Source organism: Rhizobium sp. Root483D2 (genome assembly GCF_001426685.1).
Lineage (GTDB): Bacteria > Pseudomonadota > Alphaproteobacteria > Rhizobiales > Rhizobiaceae > Pararhizobium > Pararhizobium qamdonense.
In genome coordinates this window covers 185,657-200,139 of the sequence record NZ_LMFB01000015.1, presented here as the reverse complement: position 1 = coordinate 200,139, position 14,483 = coordinate 185,657, and the positions used below count along the sequence as shown (strand labels likewise).

Here is a 14,483-nt window from a genome sequence, read left to right as displayed (position 1 = left end):
AACGTGAACATCCTGACGACCTGAAAGCTGCCGCAATGCCCATTCCACGGTGCATCCGACGGCAAAGGCATATTCCCCTGGGCTGCCGCCACCTTTGGAAGCGCCGCAACCCCACCCACTGCGCAAATTCCCCTTCCCACGCTCTATTTTTCTCTCAAGCTTGCCACATATGGCAGTTTATACCCCGACGAATGCGGGCGGGCGTGGGAGAAATCGGGAAGCGTTTCAAGGGAGAATTATCGTGCGTCTGAAAACAACATTGATCGGGACGGCCCTGGCCGTGCTCGTTTCCACGGCTTTTGCCAATGCGCAGGTCGTCGTATCCTCGAAGATCGATACCGAGGGCGGCGTGCTTGGCAATATCATCCTGGCGGTTTTGAAGGCCAACAATATCGAAACGACGGACCGGGTGCAGCTTGGGGCGACGCCCGTCGTGCGCAAGGCCATCACCGCAGGCGAGATCGATATCTATCCGGAATATACCGGCAATGCCGCCTTCTTCTTCGAAAAGGCTGATGATCCGCTCTGGAAAGACGCCGCAAAGGCCTATGCCGAGGCCAAGACGCTGGATTATGATGCCAACAAGATCGTCTGGCTGACGCCTTCGCCTGCCAACAACACCTGGGCTGTTGCGGTGCGCAAGGATCTGGCCGATGGCAGCAAGATCAAGACCTTCAGTGATTTCGGCAAATATGTAGCGGGCGGCGGTACGGTCGTTTTGGCGGCGTCTTCCGAGTTCGTCAATTCGGCAGCGGCACTTCCGGCATTTCAGACGACCTATGGGTTCACGCTGAAATCCGATCAGCTGATCACGCTGTCGGGTGGTGATACCGCCGCAACCATCGCGGCCGCAGCCAACCAGACCAACGGCGCCAATGCCGCCATGGTCTATGGCACCGATGGCGGCATTGCGCCGTCCGGCCTCGTTGTGCTCGAAGACGACAAGGGCGTGCAGCCCGTCTACCAGCCGGCGCCAATCATCCGTGAAGCTGTTTTGAAGGAGCATCCGGACATCGAAACCCTGTTGAAGCCTGTGTTCGAGAAGCTCGATCTGGTGACCCTTCAGGATCTCAACGGCCGTGTTCAGGTCGGTGGCGAGCCTGCCAAGGCGGTTGCCGAGGATTTCCTGAAGAAGAACGGCTTTGTGAAATAAGCTGGTCTTAAAAGGCTACCGTGAAACGGCCGGCTTGCAGGATGAAGCCGGCCTGGAGGGGATGGGGATGGCAGTGTGAGCATTCGCTTCGACAAGCTCGGTGTGGTCGTTGCGCTCCTGATCGCTTATGGAGCATTCGCCGCGCCGTTTGCGACGTTTCGCGCCAATCGCATCGTGCCGGGCGACGGGAAAGGCATTCTCGATGCCCTGCCGGCTGGTGCGGGAATTCTGCTTTTCGCGTTGATGGTCTGCGCGGCGCTGATTGTTCTCTTCAAGACGCAGACGCGCCTCCGGCTGTTGACTGCGGCTGCGGGTCTTGCTGCGATCGCCGTTTTCGTCGGGATGGCGGCAACGTTTCTGACGCCGGCAGGCAATAGCTATGCGCGGGTTTCGCCGGCGTCCGGCTTCTGGATCCTGCTGTTTTCCTTCGCCCTTCTGGCTGCCGATTCGATTACCAGGCTGCGGCCCTTGCCGCTGGTCAGGGTGCTGCTTCTGGCTGTCACGCTAGGCGGGGCAGCAGCAATCCTGATGTCGGGATTGTGGGATGGCCTGTCGATCCTCAAGGAATATTCGGGCCGGGCCGATGTGTTCTGGCTGGAGGCCGGGAAGCATGTGACGCTGGCTTTGGGGTCGCTGGTAGCGTCGGTCGTGGTCGGGCTGCCGCTTGGCATTCTCTGCCACCGGGTCGCGCCATTGCGGGCCGGCGTGCTCAACACGCTCAACCTGATCCAGACGATACCGTCGATCGCGCTCTTCGGCATTCTGATCGCGCCGCTTGGCTGGATCGCCGTCAACGTGCCGGGAGCCGCCGCCATCGGCATTCGCGGTATCGGCGCTGCGCCCGCGTTCGTCGCGCTGTTTCTCTATTCGCTGCTGCCGGTCGTCGCCAATACCGTGGTCGGTCTTGCCGGCGTGCCGCGCGAGGCAAACGAGGCCGCGCGCGGTATCGGCATGACGGATCGCCAGAGACTGTTCGGCATCGAGTTTCCGCTGGCAATGCCCGTCATTCTCACGGGCATTCGCATCGTGCTGGTGCAAAATATCGGCCTTGCCACCATCGCCGCGCTCATCGGCGGCGGCGGTTTCGGCGTGTTCGTCTTCCAGGGCATTGGCCAGACGGCGATGGATCTTGTGCTGCTGGGTGCCGTGCCGACCGTGGTTTTGGCCTTTGCCGCCGCGATCGTGCTCGATGCGCTGATTGAAATGAATGCTCCTCAGCAAGAACGAGGAAGGGCTGCATGATCGAAATCGACGGGATCACCAAAAGCTACGACGGTAATGTCGTCGTCAACGATGTGTCGATGACGATCGAGCCACGCACGGTAACGGTCATTGTCGGAACCTCCGGATCGGGCAAGACGACGCTTCTGCGAATGATCAACCGGCTGGTCGAGCCGACGGCCGGAACGATCCGCCTGGACGGCGAGGACAATCGCTCGATGCCGGGTTTCGAGCTGCGGCGCCGGATCGGCTATGCGATCCAGGGCCACGGGCTGTTTCCGCATCGTACTGTCGCGCAGAACATTGCGACGGTGCCGGTTCTGCTTGGCTGGGACAAGGCGCGGATCGATGCGAAGGTCGCGGAGTTGCTGACGCTGTTTCAGCTCGATCCGGCCGCCTTCGCATCCCGGTTTCCGCATGAGCTTTCCGGCGGCCAGCAGCAACGCGTCGGCGTGGCGCGGGCGCTCGCGGCAGAGCCGAACGTGCTGTTGATGGATGAGCCTTTCGGCGCCCTCGACCCGATCATCCGGGCAAAGGCGCAGGCCAATCTGCTCGCCATTCAGCGCGTGCTGGGCACGACGATCGTGCTGGTGACGCATGACATGGATGAGGCGTTTCACCTCGCCCACAAGATCGCCGTGATGGATAAGGGCGCGCTCGTTCAATATGGCAAGCCCGCCGAACTGGTGAAGGATCCTGCAACCGAATTCGTCCAGACGCTGATCGGCACCAGCGAGCGGCCATTCCGGCTGCTGTCGATCGACACCGCAGCCAATGCGGTCGAGCCGGGAGCGGCGGATGGGCAGCCGGTAATGGAAACGGTGAGCCAGCGCGATGCGCTTTCCGAACTGCTGTGGAGCGGACGGGCGGCCTTGCCGGTTGCCGCTGCCGATGGCAGGATTCTGGGCCGGGTAACCTTGGAAGGGCTGACCAGGCGTGCAGCAAAGCCGCAATGAAGGCCTTTATCCCGCATCTCCTGCGCGCCGCGCTATTGGCTGTGCTGATCGCCTTTCTCCTGGCGCCCGGCTGGTTTGATCCGCTGTTGAAGCCGTTGGTGCAGGAGAATGCGCCGGCGATCTACAATCAGGGCAGCCTGCTGACGCTGACGCTCCTGCATCTGCGCACCGTCGCCATTGCCACGACCGGTGCCATCATCGTCGCCGTCACGCTGGCCATTCTGGTCACGCGGTCTTTCGGGGCGGAATTCCTGCCTTTATCGCGCAGCCTGGTCAATGTCGGGCAGACATTTCCGCCGGTCGCCGTGCTGGCGCTTGCGGTGCCGATCCTCGGTTTCGGCGAAAAACCGACGCTGGTGGCGCTGTTTCTCTACGGGCTTTTGCCGATCTTTGAAAACACGCTGACGGGGTTGACGACCTTGCCGGCCTCGGTGATGGAGGCCGCCCGTGGTTCCGGCATGACGGACCGCCAGCGCCTCTTCAAGGTGGAACTGCCGCTGGCCATGCCGGTGATCCTGGCCGGCATCCGGCTGTCGGTGGTGATCAGCCTGGCAACGGCGACGATCGGCTCGACGGTGGCGGCAAAGACGCTGGGCGAGGTGATCATTGCCGGTTTGCAATCCAACAATATCGCCTTCGTTTTGCAGGGCGGACTGATCGTCGGGGCACTTGCCGTACTCATTTATGACGGCTTTTCGGCAATCGAGCGCGTCCTTGCGCGGCGCGCAGGCCTGTCGGCGCGGGCCTGACCCCGCGCCTTCGCTGTCTCTATGTCAGTTGATCGACGGCGGCGATGACGCCGCGCAATTCGGCAAGGCCCTTAAGGCGGCCGATGCAGGAATAGCCGGGATTGACCTTCTTTTTCTGGTCATCAATCAACAGATGTCCATGATCGGGGCGCATCGGGATGATGCTGTCGCTGCGGCCCTCCCGTTCGCGCCGCCGCTCTTCGGCGCGTAGAATCGAGATCAGCGAGACCATCTTGACATCGCCGGCCAGATGCTCGGATTCGATGAAGGATCCGTCCGGTTCCTTGCTGACATTGCGCAAATGGGCGAAATGGATGCGGGCGGCAAAGCGCTCCGCCATTCCGGTGACATCGTTGCCGGTGCGTGAGCCGTAGGAACCGGCGCAAAGGGTGATACCATTTGCCTGCTCATCGACCGCATCGAGGATGGTCTGGATGTCATCGGCAGTGGAGACGACGCGAGGCAGGCCGAACAGCGAGAACGGCGGATCGTCGGGGTGGATGGCAAGCCGGACGCCGTTTTCGGCGGCGACAGGCACCACTTCCTTCAGGAACTCGATGAGGTTGGCGCGCATGTCGGAGGAGGAGACATCGTCGAAACTGGCAATCTCGGCGCGGATTTTTTCGCGCGTGTGGCTGTCTTCGCCGCCGGGCAGACCGGCGATGATGTTTCGTTCGAGCGTCAGGATTTCATCGTCGCTTTTTTGCGCCAGCCTTTGCCGTGCGGCCTCGATGACATCGGGCGCGTAGCTGTCTTCAGCGGCACGGCGTTTCAGCACGAAAACATCATAGGCGACGAAATCGATCATGTCGAAGCGCAGCGCAAAGCCGCCGGCCTCGGTTGGGTACAACAGATTGGTGCGGGTCCAATCGACCACCGGCATGAAATTGTAGCAAACTACAGGCACGCCGCCCTTGCCCAGATTGGCAAGGCTCTGTTTCCAGGCATCCAGAGTGCGCCGCCAGTCGCCGTCACGCCGCTTGATCGCCGAGTTGACAGGAATGGATTCGCAGACGGCCCATGTCATCCCGGCCTTCCTGACCAGCGCCATGCGCTCAGCGATGTCGCCGGGCGTCCAGATGCGGCCGTCATAGATATGGTGGAGGGCCGTGACGACGCCGTGGGCACCAGCCTGGCGCGCGTCAGACAAGGTGACCGGATCGTCCGGTCCAAACCAGCGCCAGCTTTCCAGCATATTCATCTCCTCCGTTATAATGTTGGACAATTAATGCAGATATTTGGATAAAATCAATATCGACGAGTTGATTTCGCTATTATGTCGGACATAAACTGCCATGCAACAGGACAGGAGACTGGGATATGGAAGACGGTGCGCGCGCTTCCGCCGTTGATGGAATGGTGGATCACATTCGCGGCCTCATCCGCGAACGCGGCCTGACGGTCGGTGATGTTTTGCCCAGCGAAGCCGAGCTTGCCGTCATGTTCGATGCCAGCCGCAACACCGTGCGCGAAGCTTTCCGGACGTTGAAGGCCTATGGCGTCGCTGAATCCCGGCAAAAAGTCGGGGCTGTCCTGACCGGCCAGCATCAATCGGCAATGCGCGACCTGTTTTCCTTCGCCATGGATATTTCCGTCGATGCTTTCCGCGATATTCAGGGATACCGGCGGCTAACGGAGATGAGCCTGTTTGATCTGCTCTCGACGCGGATCACCGAGGAAACGCTGGCCGGGATGGAGGTGCTCAATGCGCGCATCCTGCAGGCGGGCACGCCGGAAGAGGCATCGGAGCTGGACTATCAGTTTCACAAGCTGATGGTGGATGCGGCGGGAAACCGGACGCTGTCGGAAACCTACGGCATGTTGAAGCCGGTGATCGGGCGGCTGATGCTGGCGGGAAAATCGCAGCGGCTGGTGCTGGAGAGCGTCGCCAGCGAACATGCCGATATCGTCAGGGCGCTGCGCGAACGCGACCGGATCGGATTTGCCTATCATATGGACCGGCATCTCGATGCGGGCCTGGAATTCATTCCGGCGGCGGATGGCCCGCGCGGCGGGCAGGGGGCGGCATTGAAAAGAGTGAAGGGACGGGAGAAGCGCGATGCGTGAATTCGAGGGGAAGGTCGCCGTCGTCACCGGAACGACCGGTATCGGCCGGGCTGTTGCGCTGCATCTCGCCCGCCAGGGCGCTTCCGTGGCGTCGCTGGGGATCGATCTCGAGGCCAATGCAGCACTGGAAACGATGGCTGCTGCCGAAAGCCTCCTGCTCACCGTTTTTCATGCGGATGTTTCCGTGCCTGCCGATGTGAGCCGCACCATAGCGTCGGCTATCGCGGCGTTCGGCGGGATCGACATCATCGTCAATTCGGCCGCAGTACATCCCTATGGCACGGCAGAGACCACGCCGTTCGAGGCCTTCATGCGCTGCATGGCCGTCAATGTCGGTTCGATCCATCTGACGGCAGAGTTCGGCGTGCCGGAGATGCGCAAGCGCGGCGGCGGCGTGATTGTCAATCTGTCGAGCGTGCAGGGGCATGCCTGCCAGAGCGGTGTCTCGGCCTATGTTGCCTCCAAGGGCGCGATCCATGCGCTGACGCGAGCGATGGCGCTCGATTTTGCCGCCGATCGCATTCGGGTCGTGTCGATCAGTCCGGGCTCTGTGCGCACGCCGATCCTGGAACTGGCGGCGCGGACATTCGAGGGCGAGGATGCCGATATCGATGCCGTGTTTCAGCGTTTTGGCGCGGCGCATCCGCTGGGGCGGATCGGTGAACCGGAGGAAGTGGCGGTGCTTGCCGCTTTCCTGGCCTCGGATAAAGCAGGCTTCATCACAGGGTCGGACCACCGGATCGATGGCGGTCTGACAGCCGGTATCGGCGTTCGCTGAAGGAGAGGCCATGAGCATTCCGATGAAACGCAGCGCCATCAACGCCATCATGCGCGAGAGCGAGGCCTTCATGCGCTCGTTCGGCTTCATCCTGCCGCCATTTTCGCGGTGGTCGCCGGACGAGATGCGGGCGCGCAAGGGGGAAATCGACGGCATTACCGGCGCATCGCTGGGCTGGGATATCACCGATTTCGGGCTTGGTGATTTTGACCGGACAGGGCTCTTCCTGTTCACCGTGCGCAACGGCCGCTTTGCCGATCTGCAGCGCGGACGCGGCATGCTCTATGCCGAAAAAGCGATGATCGCCCGCAAGGATCAGGTGACGCCGATGCACCGGCATCTTCTGAAGGCCGAAGACATCATCAATCGCGGTGGCGGCACGCTGGTGATCGAGCTGTTTGGCGATACAGGCGGCCAGTGCGACCGGTCCAGGGGCACACGGGTGGCGACCGACGGCATCTGGCGCGATCTGGCGCCGGGGCATAAGCTGAGATTGTCGCCCGGCGAAAGCGTGACCCTGATGCCGGGTGACTGGCACGCCTTCTGGGGCGAGGGCGCCGATGTCTTCGTCGCCGAAGTTTCCACCGTCAACGACGACAATACCGACAATATTTTCGAGGACCCGGCAGTAACGCGGTTTTCCGGCATCGAGGAGGACGAGGCGCCGCTGCATCTGCTGGTGCCGGATTATGCGCAGTGGTTGCGGTAGGCGAGGGGATTGAGCGGGCGATTGTTGAAAGTTACGCTTCCCGTTACGGCGGACTGTGGTGCGGGCTTCAACATCGACGGAGAGGGTGGCCTGATGACAAACGATCTCGGATTTGGGAAACCAACCAAGCGAGGTTTATCCAGCTTTTCTTCTCGCCAGGAGGACCTATACAATGAAAGAACAGGACCCAGTCGATCGGTCCGGCTTCCATGGTGCGAGGCTTTAACTTTCCGGTGGCCATTGCTGCGCGCCATGCAAGACACGAATCAACTCGACATCAGCGGAAACCACATAGACCACGATAAAGGGCGTTCCCGACACAATTAGTTCCCGTGTGTTCAGCAGCCGTCCGGCGCGGCCTGACTGCGGGAAATCGCGCAACCGTTCGACTTGCCGCTCAATTTCATCCCAGATGTCGAGCGCTGCCGCAGGATTGTCCAAGGCAATGTGGTCAACAATCCTGTCGAGATCGCTGGCATATGAGGCGCGTCTGACGATCCGCATGCATCTAGCGGCCTTGTGCACCGATACGGCGCTGTAGATCTGCCCGCTTCAACTGCGCCTTTTCCGTCCACTCGTCCTCAAAAATGACGCGGTTTGAGCCATCCGCAATGCCATCTATCGCTTTTTGCACCTGACCTCGAAACCACGCGTCCTGTTCGCCCGCCTCATGCAGTTTGCGCTGACGTTCTGCTGTGTCGGGCCGCTTCCGTTCCGCAGCGGCCGGGTCATGCTCGCTCATGTCGATTTCGAACCGTTCAAGTCCGAGCTCATTGCGAACATAAGCGGCCGCCGTATTCAAATTCCGCCAGATGCGCATCCGGCGGGAGCGCTGAGCGGCCACCGCTCTCTCATTCGCTCCATATTTCACGAGAACAGCAAACCCGCCGGGCTGACCAAGGACGACCGCGCCATTGAGTGCATGCGCGATAACCAAGTTTTTGACGGTTTTGCCATCGATTGTCTCGGGCTGCATGCGATCCCTGCTGATAAAGAAGATGCGTTTATCTAATATTCGCACACCATCGCAGGTCTGGCAACGCTTTCGCCGCCGTCAAAAGGAACACGGAACCTTGGTTAGAGGCGACTGTTTCGGAGAAAAGGGTGAGCAGGATTGAGACGCAGGTTCGGCAAGGAATTCCGCCATTTTGGCGTCAGCCCGGCGCAATTTCGCATGATGGAGAAGTTGTCGCGCGTTGCCACCCATGGCGGGGGCGAGAGCTCGCTCAGATCAGCCTATCGCGATCAATAAAAGAGATGCCAGGGGGTGAGAAAAGCGCGGCTCAGTTCCTGATCGCGCTCCTGTTCGAATTCCGTCTGTTCTTCGCGGCTCTGGCGCACGGGCATTTCGACGCGAACGGCTTTTTCCTTTTTTGCCGGAGGCGTGAGGTAACCGAGGGTCATTCCACCGTGATAAAACATGCAGTTCTCCGCTATTGGATGCGATCGGTTAACGGGCGTTAACACAATCCTGACACAATTGGCCATCCTGTCAATAGTCTATGAAATTGATATCTTATTGCGACTTTCAGCCTTTCGGCAGGATATCACTGTCGCAGAAAGAGTGGCCCTTCGGAAAATAATATAATCTATAAATTTTATGATCATTGAAAAATCGATCCAGCTTCGGCGGGCAGTGCGGGCGATATTTTCTTGAGGCGGGAGCGTCTTTCGTGCGTAAATCACGGACATGAACGAGACGGCTAAAGAGTGGACCAGCATGAACCTCGCTTTGAGAAATTCGCTCGACAGGATCGCTCCGCAGCAGGAGCAGCCTTTTCCGCATGTGGCGGATGAGGATGCGCTGAAATCGGCCATGCGGCGGATGTCGGGCGGCGTTTCCGTCATCACGGCTGGGGTCGCTGATGAGCGAACCGGTGCAACCGTGACGTCGGCCACGGCTTTATCGGTCGATCCGCCAACGATGATCGTCAATATCAATCGCAGTTCATCGAGCTGGCCGGTCATTCGCCGCTACGGGCATTTCTGCGTCAATATCCTAACCGCCGACCAGCAGGATGTCGCTGACCGGTTTGCCGGCAAGGGTGGCCTCAAAGGCATCGAGCGCTATGACGGGGCCGAATGGTTTACATTGGCGAGCGGCGCTTCGGTGTTGCGTGGCGCGCTGGCCGGGATCGATTGCGAAGTCGATGAAATTATCGAACGCCATAGCCATGCGATCATTCTTGGCCGCGTCGTCTCCATCGTCGCAGGCGATGGACATTCGCTGGTCTATAGCAACGGCCGCTATGGCCGGGTCTCCCTCTGAGACGACAAACGCCCGCCCGGGGCCGGGCAGGGCATCTGACTGCATAATTGCCGATCGGTGCTGACGATATCAGTGTGGCAGCGAAATCTTCGTGTGATAGCCGAGTTCCGGCTCCTTGCCGGTCAGATTGGCTTTGGCGATTTCCCAGCCGAATTTCAGCGTGCTGTTGGTTGAAGCCCAGATCGCAACATCGTCGAGCTTCAGTTGCAGCATGGTCAATGCCGGATCTTCCTTGCCGCCCTCGAACCAGGCCGCCACCGGCGCCGACCAGTATTTTTCAATATGTTCGCGGGATTTGACCTCGTCGATGGCACCGGCAAGGCACGCATGATAATCATGATCCTTGCTGATGACGCAGAAATGCGCCCTGTCGCGAGTTTGTACGGCCTTCACCAGATCGCTGTCTGTGCGGGTGTAAAACCAGATCGAGTTGCTTTCCTTTTCGACAAAGGGCGCCATCGGCTGCATATGCTGACCGGATTCTTCGACGCCCAACATACCGGCATGCACATCGTCCAGCACATCCCACAATTGCTGCAGCGGATCGGTTTTCGTCTTTGAAATATCAGCCATTCTTTTTCCTTTCGATCGCTCCAGGCGTCATTAGGCGGCGCGGCGCTCGTGGCGGCCTTCTTCGACTTCCTCGACGATCTTCTTGACGAAAGCGTCGAGATCGCCGGGATTGCGCGATGTGATGATGCCCTTGTCGGTGACGACAGGCTCATCCGACCAGATGGCGCCGGCATTCTTCATGTCGGTCTTGATCGAGGCATAGGACGTCATCTTGCGGCCGCGCACGGCATCGGCTTCGATCAGGAGCCACGGCGCATGGCAGATGGCAGCGACGACCTTGCCGGATGCGATGAATTCCTTGACGATGCGCATAGCATCTTCATCATGGCGCAGAATGTCCGGGTTCATTTGACCGCCGGGCAAGACCAGCGCGTCGAAATCATCGATCTTCACGTCCTTGGCCAGAAGATCAACATTGACGGTATCGCCCCAATCCTTCTTGTCCCAGCTTTTGATCGGGTCCTTCTCGACGGAAGCAACCTTGATATCGGCGCCGCGCTTTTTCAATTCATCCAGCGGCACGCGCAGTTCGGAGCGCTCGTAGCCATGGGTCGCGAGGATGAGTATTTTCGATGTGTTGATGGAAGGCATTGCGCCATCTCCTTATGCAAGCTTGGGGAGGGTTCGGGCTTACAACGAGTGCCTGCAGCAATCGTTCCGATATTTTGGGTTTTTCTCGCATTGACCAAAGAGCGATAAGAACGTATCATGAACAACCATGAAGAAATCGCTGAACGAACGATTGGCCATCCTGTCCGATGCTGCCAAATACGATGCTTCCTGCGCTTCGAGCGGCACGGTGAAGAGGGATTCCTCCAAATCGGGCGGTCTGGGATCGACGGAAGGGTCCGGCATCTGTCATGCCTATGCGCCGGATGGCCGCTGCATTTCGCTGTTGAAAATCCTGATGACGAATTTCTGCATTTATGACTGTGCCTATTGCATCAACCGGTCATCCAGCAATGTCGAGCGCGCGCGGTTCAGCGTCGAGGAGGTCGTCTGGCTGACGCTGGAATTCTACCGGCGCAATTATATCGAAGGCCTTTTTCTCTCTTCGGGGATCATTCGCTCGTCGGATTATACGATGGAGGAAATGGTGCGCATCGCCCGGGAATTGCGCGTTACCCATAATTTCGGCGGTTATATCCATTTGAAGTCCATTCCCGAAGCCTCGCCGCTGCTGATCGAGCAGGCGGGTCTTTATGCCGACCGCCTGTCGATCAATATCGAACTGCCGACCGACACGGGGCTGACGCGGCTGGCGCCGGAAAAGCGGCCGGCCAATATCCGCAAGTCGATGGGCGAGCTCAGGCTGAAGATCGAGGCCGCCAATGATCCGACGCTGCAAACCAAGCGGCGCAAACGCTTCGTGCCGGCAGGCCAGAGCACGCAGATGATCGTCGGCGCCGATCAAGCCAATGACAAGGTGATCCTCGGGACCAGCGCCCGGCTTTACGGCAGCTACGGGCTGCGCCGGGTCTATTATTCCGCCTTCAGCCCCATTCCCGATGCGTCAAAGAACCTGCCTTTGATCAAGCCACCGCTGATGCGCGAGCACCGGCTTTACCAGGCGGATTGGCTCTACCGGTTTTATGGCTTTGGCATTGAGGAGATTACCGAGAACCAGCCCGATGGCATGCTGGACCTGAAGCTCGACCCGAAACTTGCCTGGGCTTTGGTCAACCGGCATCGCTTTCCGGTGGATGTGAACACGGCGGAACGCGAGATGCTGCTGCGGGTGCCGGGATTGGGAACGAAGGCCGTCAACGGTATCCTGTCGGCGCGGCGCCATCGGCGTTTGCGGCTGGAGGACTTGGCGCGGCTCCATGTTTCGGTGAAGAAGGTGCAGTCCTTCGTTGTGACGGAGGGTTGGACACCGCACCGGCTGATCGATCGCTCCGATCTGCGGGCCATGTTCGAGCCCAAGCCCGAACAGCTGGCGCTCTTGTAATGGCGACGGTTCTTCTGGAGGGCCGGGGCGATCTGACCGAGTGGCGGGAGGCTGCGCGGCCGTTGCTGCTGGCCGGCACGCCACCGCGCGGGATCGACTGGCGGTGCAGGAGCGATGCGGCGGGCGACCTGTTCGGGGCGGATGCCGGCGTGGCTGATCTATCCTCGCCCGGCAGGGCAATCGTTACTTCAGGGGCCTCCTTGACCGTGCCAAAGGCCTTCCTGTCCTTGGCGCAGGCGGTGATCTGCCATAGCGATCCCTTGCGTTTCCAGCTTCTCTACCGGGTTCTCTTCCGGCTGCAGGGGGAGCGCGCGCTTCTGGAAGTGGTCTCCGATGCGGATGTGGCGCAGTTGCGGGCGATGGAAAAATCCGTGCGGCGCGATTGCCACAAGATGACGGCGTTCGTCCGGTTCAAGGAGTTCGACATCGGGGAAGGGCATGCGCGGCGGCGATTTCTGGCCTGGTTCGAACCGGATCATCATATCGTTTCGCGTGTGGCGCCGTTCTTTCAGCGCCGGTTTACCGATATGGACTGGATCATCGCCACGCCGAGGGGAACGGCGGCCTGGGATGGCGAGAGCCTGTCGGTTTCAACCGAACCTGCGGAAAATCCGATGCTGACGGATAGCACCGATATGCTCTGGCGCACCTATTTTTCCAGCATCTTCAATCCGGCCCGTCTCAAGGTGAAGATGATGATGACGGAGATGCCAAAGAAATACTGGAAGAACCTGCCGGAAGCCGGGCTCATTCCGGGGCTGATTGCCGGGGCAGAGGCGAGCGTCATTGCGATGGCCGAGCGCGCGGCCAGCGAGGCGCCATTGTTTCACCAGCGGCTGCAGGCGGTCGCGCAAGCCGAACCCGAAATTGCCCAGCCACCGGCCGGAACGTTGGAGGAGCTTCGCGAGGAAGCGCGTCACTGCACGCGCTGCGCCCTGCATTGCCGGGCAACGCAGACCGTATTCGGCGAGGGGCCGCAGGATGCCGCGGTCATGATCGTCGGCGAGCAGCCGGGCGATCAGGAGGATCTGGCCGGCCGGCCCTTCGTCGGCCCGGCAGGTGCGGTGTTCAACAAGGTTGCCCAGGATGTGGGGCTGGACCGCAAGGACACCTATGTCACCAATGCGGTCAAGCATTTCAAATACGAGCCACGCGGTAAGCGCCGAATCCATCAAAAGCCGAATGTCGGCGAGGTGCAGCATTGCAAATGGTGGCTGACGCGGGAACTGGCTTTGGTCAAGCCAAAGCTTGTCGTGGCGATGGGATCAACCGCGCTGATGGCGCTGACCGACAGCCGCCAGCGGCTGGCAGATCTGCGCGGCGAGATGCTGCAAATCGATGCCGGGCAGTCGTTGCTGGTGACCGTGCACCCGGCCTATCTGCTGCGCATCCCGGACGAGGGCCGCAGGATGGAGGAAATGGCGCGGTTTCGCTCGGATATTGCGCGTGCCGCCGAATTCGGGCGAAAGATAAGTCCGGCGGGCGGGCGGAGCAGCGCAATGGATGATATCAGGCCGTGAATCGGAGCGGGTTGAACCGTGCGGGGTCAAGCCCCATCGTGCCGAACCCTTCCGGATGCGGCTCGCTGGTCAAAAGGCTAGCCGCCAGGGCGCCAAGGGCGGGCGAGGTCAGGATACCGTAGCCGCCTTGTCCCGCCAGCCAGAAGAAGTCCGGCTGTCCGGCCGCAAAGCCGATGACGGGCAGCTTGTCGGGCGAAAAGCTGCGCATGCCAGCCCAGCTCTTGGCCACGCGGCGGACCGGGATCGTGGTCGCCTCCTCGACATAGTGCGCGGCCCAGGCGACATCGAGTTCCTCGGGCTGGACATCACCGGGCTCGCACGGGGTGGCATCGGCGGGGCTCGCGAACAGGCGGCCGGCGTCGGGCTTCATGTAGAACTCCTCGTCGATCTCATTGATCTCCGGCATGGCCGAAATATCGATCCCCTCGGGAAGGTCGATGGTGATGGCGGTGCGCCGGTGCGGGACGATGCCGAGCGGCTTGACGCCGAAGAGCTCTGCGGTCTGATCGGCCCAGCCGCCTGCGGCATTAACCACCG

Annotated in this window: 16 protein-coding genes and 1 pseudogene; 10 read left to right on the top strand and 7 right to left on the bottom strand. The window is 60.5% G+C overall.

Going from position 1 to position 14,483, the window contains the following annotated elements:
* Positions 1 to 247: 247 nt before the first annotated feature.
* From ASD32_RS13795 to ASD32_RS13780, 4 genes are all read left to right on the top strand, one after another.
* Positions 248 to 1,153 (top strand): ABC transporter substrate-binding protein, encoded by a 906-nt coding sequence (locus ASD32_RS13795; protein WP_244490169.1) that lies wholly within the window; start codon positions 248 to 250, stop codon positions 1,151 to 1,153.
* 75 nt (positions 1,154 to 1,228) lie between these two features.
* On the top strand, positions 1,229 to 2,395 hold the full coding sequence (locus tag ASD32_RS13790) for an ABC transporter permease (protein WP_060638590.1): 1,167 nt from the start codon (positions 1,229 to 1,231) through the stop codon (positions 2,393 to 2,395).
* On the top strand, positions 2,392 to 3,330 hold the full coding sequence (locus ASD32_RS13785; protein WP_060638589.1) for an ABC transporter ATP-binding protein: 939 nt from the start codon (positions 2,392 to 2,394) through the stop codon (positions 3,328 to 3,330). Before ASD32_RS13790 ends, ASD32_RS13785 begins: the two co-directional genes overlap by 4 nt.
* A complete protein-coding gene (locus tag ASD32_RS13780; RefSeq protein ID WP_060638588.1) occupies positions 3,327 to 4,079 on the top strand; it encodes an ABC transporter permease in 753 nt (250 codons plus the stop codon). Before ASD32_RS13785 ends, ASD32_RS13780 begins: the two co-directional genes overlap by 4 nt.
* A gap of 19 nt (positions 4,080 to 4,098) precedes the next feature.
* On the opposite strand, the gene uxuA is transcribed toward ASD32_RS13780, so the two are convergent.
* A complete protein-coding gene (gene uxuA / locus ASD32_RS13775) occupies positions 4,099 to 5,274 on the bottom strand; it encodes a mannonate dehydratase (RefSeq protein WP_060638665.1) in 1,176 nt (391 codons plus the stop codon).
* A gap of 125 nt (positions 5,275 to 5,399) precedes the next feature.
* Between uxuA and ASD32_RS13770 the strand changes: the two genes are divergently transcribed.
* Genes ASD32_RS13770 through ASD32_RS13760 form a run of 3 tightly spaced genes read left to right on the top strand, consistent with a single transcriptional unit; the run spans position 5,400 to position 7,633 of the window.
* Positions 5,400 to 6,146 carry an FCD domain-containing protein gene (locus ASD32_RS13770; RefSeq protein ID WP_060638587.1) on the top strand — a complete coding sequence of 249 codons (747 nt, stop codon included), beginning with the start codon at positions 5,400 to 5,402 and terminating at the stop codon, positions 6,144 to 6,146.
* Complete coding sequence (locus ASD32_RS13765; RefSeq protein WP_060638586.1) at positions 6,139 to 6,924, top strand: SDR family oxidoreductase; 786 nt, start codon at positions 6,139 to 6,141, stop codon at positions 6,922 to 6,924. Before ASD32_RS13770 ends, ASD32_RS13765 begins: the two co-directional genes overlap by 8 nt.
* A gap of 22 nt (positions 6,925 to 6,946) precedes the next feature.
* Positions 6,947 to 7,633, top strand: a complete 687-nt coding sequence (locus ASD32_RS13760; RefSeq protein ID WP_060638664.1) for a D-lyxose/D-mannose family sugar isomerase — start codon at positions 6,947 to 6,949, stop codon at positions 7,631 to 7,633.
* A gap of 222 nt (positions 7,634 to 7,855) precedes the next feature.
* Here ASD32_RS13760 and ASD32_RS13755 read toward each other — a convergent pair whose 3' ends face one another.
* The 3 genes from ASD32_RS13755 to ASD32_RS30265 all read right to left on the bottom strand — a co-directional run bounded on the left by ASD32_RS13755 (position 7,856) and on the right by ASD32_RS30265 (position 9,055).
* The gene (locus ASD32_RS13755) at positions 7,856 to 8,137 is read right to left on the bottom strand and encodes a type II toxin-antitoxin system RelE/ParE family toxin (RefSeq protein WP_060638585.1); all 282 of its coding nucleotides are present in this window, start codon (positions 8,135 to 8,137) and stop codon (positions 7,856 to 7,858) included.
* 4 nt (positions 8,138 to 8,141) lie between these two features.
* The gene (locus ASD32_RS13750; RefSeq protein WP_060638584.1) at positions 8,142 to 8,609 is read right to left on the bottom strand and encodes a hypothetical protein; all 468 of its coding nucleotides are present in this window, start codon (positions 8,607 to 8,609) and stop codon (positions 8,142 to 8,144) included.
* 269 nt (positions 8,610 to 8,878) lie between these two features.
* Entirely contained in the window at positions 8,879 to 9,055 is a 177-nt protein-coding gene (locus tag ASD32_RS30265) for a hypothetical protein (protein WP_200953599.1), read from the bottom strand.
* A 298-nt stretch (positions 9,056 to 9,353) separates the two neighbouring features.
* On the opposite strand from ASD32_RS30265, the gene ASD32_RS13745 reads away from it, so the two are divergent.
* A complete protein-coding gene (locus tag ASD32_RS13745) occupies positions 9,354 to 9,902 on the top strand; it encodes a flavin reductase family protein (protein ID WP_060638583.1) in 549 nt (182 codons plus the stop codon).
* A 69-nt stretch (positions 9,903 to 9,971) separates the two neighbouring features.
* On the opposite strand, the gene ASD32_RS13740 is transcribed toward ASD32_RS13745, so the two are convergent.
* Both ASD32_RS13740 and ASD32_RS13735 read right to left on the bottom strand, forming a co-directional pair.
* Positions 9,972 to 10,475, bottom strand: coding sequence for a pyridoxamine 5'-phosphate oxidase family protein (locus ASD32_RS13740; RefSeq protein ID WP_060638582.1), 504 nt, complete (start codon positions 10,473 to 10,475; stop codon positions 9,972 to 9,974).
* A 30-nt stretch (positions 10,476 to 10,505) separates the two neighbouring features.
* Positions 10,506 to 11,066: a type 1 glutamine amidotransferase domain-containing protein gene (locus ASD32_RS13735; RefSeq protein WP_060638581.1), complete on the bottom strand. Its 561-nt coding sequence runs from the start codon at positions 11,064 to 11,066 to the stop codon at positions 10,506 to 10,508.
* A gap of 127 nt (positions 11,067 to 11,193) precedes the next feature.
* On the opposite strand from ASD32_RS13735, the gene ASD32_RS13730 reads away from it, so the two are divergent.
* Positions 11,194 to 12,426: a putative DNA modification/repair radical SAM protein gene (locus ASD32_RS13730; protein WP_060638580.1), complete on the top strand. Its 1,233-nt coding sequence runs from the start codon at positions 11,194 to 11,196 to the stop codon at positions 12,424 to 12,426.
* Positions 12,426 to 13,946, top strand: coding sequence for a UdgX family uracil-DNA binding protein (locus ASD32_RS13725; RefSeq protein WP_060638579.1), 1,521 nt, complete (start codon positions 12,426 to 12,428; stop codon positions 13,944 to 13,946). The genes ASD32_RS13730 and ASD32_RS13725 overlap by 1 nt, the downstream gene beginning before the upstream one ends.
* Here ASD32_RS13725 and ASD32_RS30685 read toward each other — a convergent pair.
* Positions 13,936 to 14,483, bottom strand: a pseudogene (locus ASD32_RS30685) (FAD-binding oxidoreductase); the annotation flags it as partial. The gene ASD32_RS13725 and the pseudogene ASD32_RS30685 overlap by 11 nt on opposite strands.

Excerpts from the sequence above, each read along its gene's own strand:
- ASD32_RS13785 (WP_060638589.1), top strand. The coding sequence starts at position 2,392 with ATGATCGAAATCGACGGGATCACCAAAAGCTACGACGGTAATGTCGTC.
- ASD32_RS13780 (WP_060638588.1), top strand. The coding sequence starts at position 3,327 with ATGAAGGCCTTTATCCCGCATCTCCTGCGCGCCGCGCTATTGGCTGTG.
- uxuA (WP_060638665.1), bottom strand. The coding sequence starts at position 5,274 with ATGCTGGAAAGCTGGCGCTGGTTTGGACCGGACGATCCGGTCACCTTG.
- ASD32_RS13770 (WP_060638587.1), top strand. The coding sequence starts at position 5,400 with ATGGAAGACGGTGCGCGCGCTTCCGCCGTTGATGGAATGGTGGATCAC.
- ASD32_RS13765 (WP_060638586.1), top strand. The coding sequence starts at position 6,139 with ATGCGTGAATTCGAGGGGAAGGTCGCCGTCGTCACCGGAACGACCGGT.
- ASD32_RS13760 (WP_060638664.1), top strand. The coding sequence starts at position 6,947 with ATGAAACGCAGCGCCATCAACGCCATCATGCGCGAGAGCGAGGCCTTC.
- ASD32_RS13755 (WP_060638585.1), bottom strand. The coding sequence starts at position 8,137 with ATGCGGATCGTCAGACGCGCCTCATATGCCAGCGATCTCGACAGGATT.
- ASD32_RS13750 (WP_060638584.1), bottom strand. The coding sequence starts at position 8,609 with ATGCAGCCCGAGACAATCGATGGCAAAACCGTCAAAAACTTGGTTATC.
- ASD32_RS30265 (WP_200953599.1), bottom strand. The coding sequence starts at position 9,055 with ATGTTTTATCACGGTGGAATGACCCTCGGTTACCTCACGCCTCCGGCA.
- ASD32_RS13745 (WP_060638583.1), top strand. The coding sequence starts at position 9,354 with ATGAACCTCGCTTTGAGAAATTCGCTCGACAGGATCGCTCCGCAGCAG.
- ASD32_RS13740 (WP_060638582.1), bottom strand. The coding sequence starts at position 10,475 with ATGGCTGATATTTCAAAGACGAAAACCGATCCGCTGCAGCAATTGTGG.
- ASD32_RS13735 (WP_060638581.1), bottom strand. The coding sequence starts at position 11,066 with ATGCCTTCCATCAACACATCGAAAATACTCATCCTCGCGACCCATGGC.
- ASD32_RS13730 (WP_060638580.1), top strand. The coding sequence starts at position 11,194 with ATGAAGAAATCGCTGAACGAACGATTGGCCATCCTGTCCGATGCTGCC.
- ASD32_RS13725 (WP_060638579.1), top strand. The coding sequence starts at position 12,426 with ATGGCGACGGTTCTTCTGGAGGGCCGGGGCGATCTGACCGAGTGGCGG.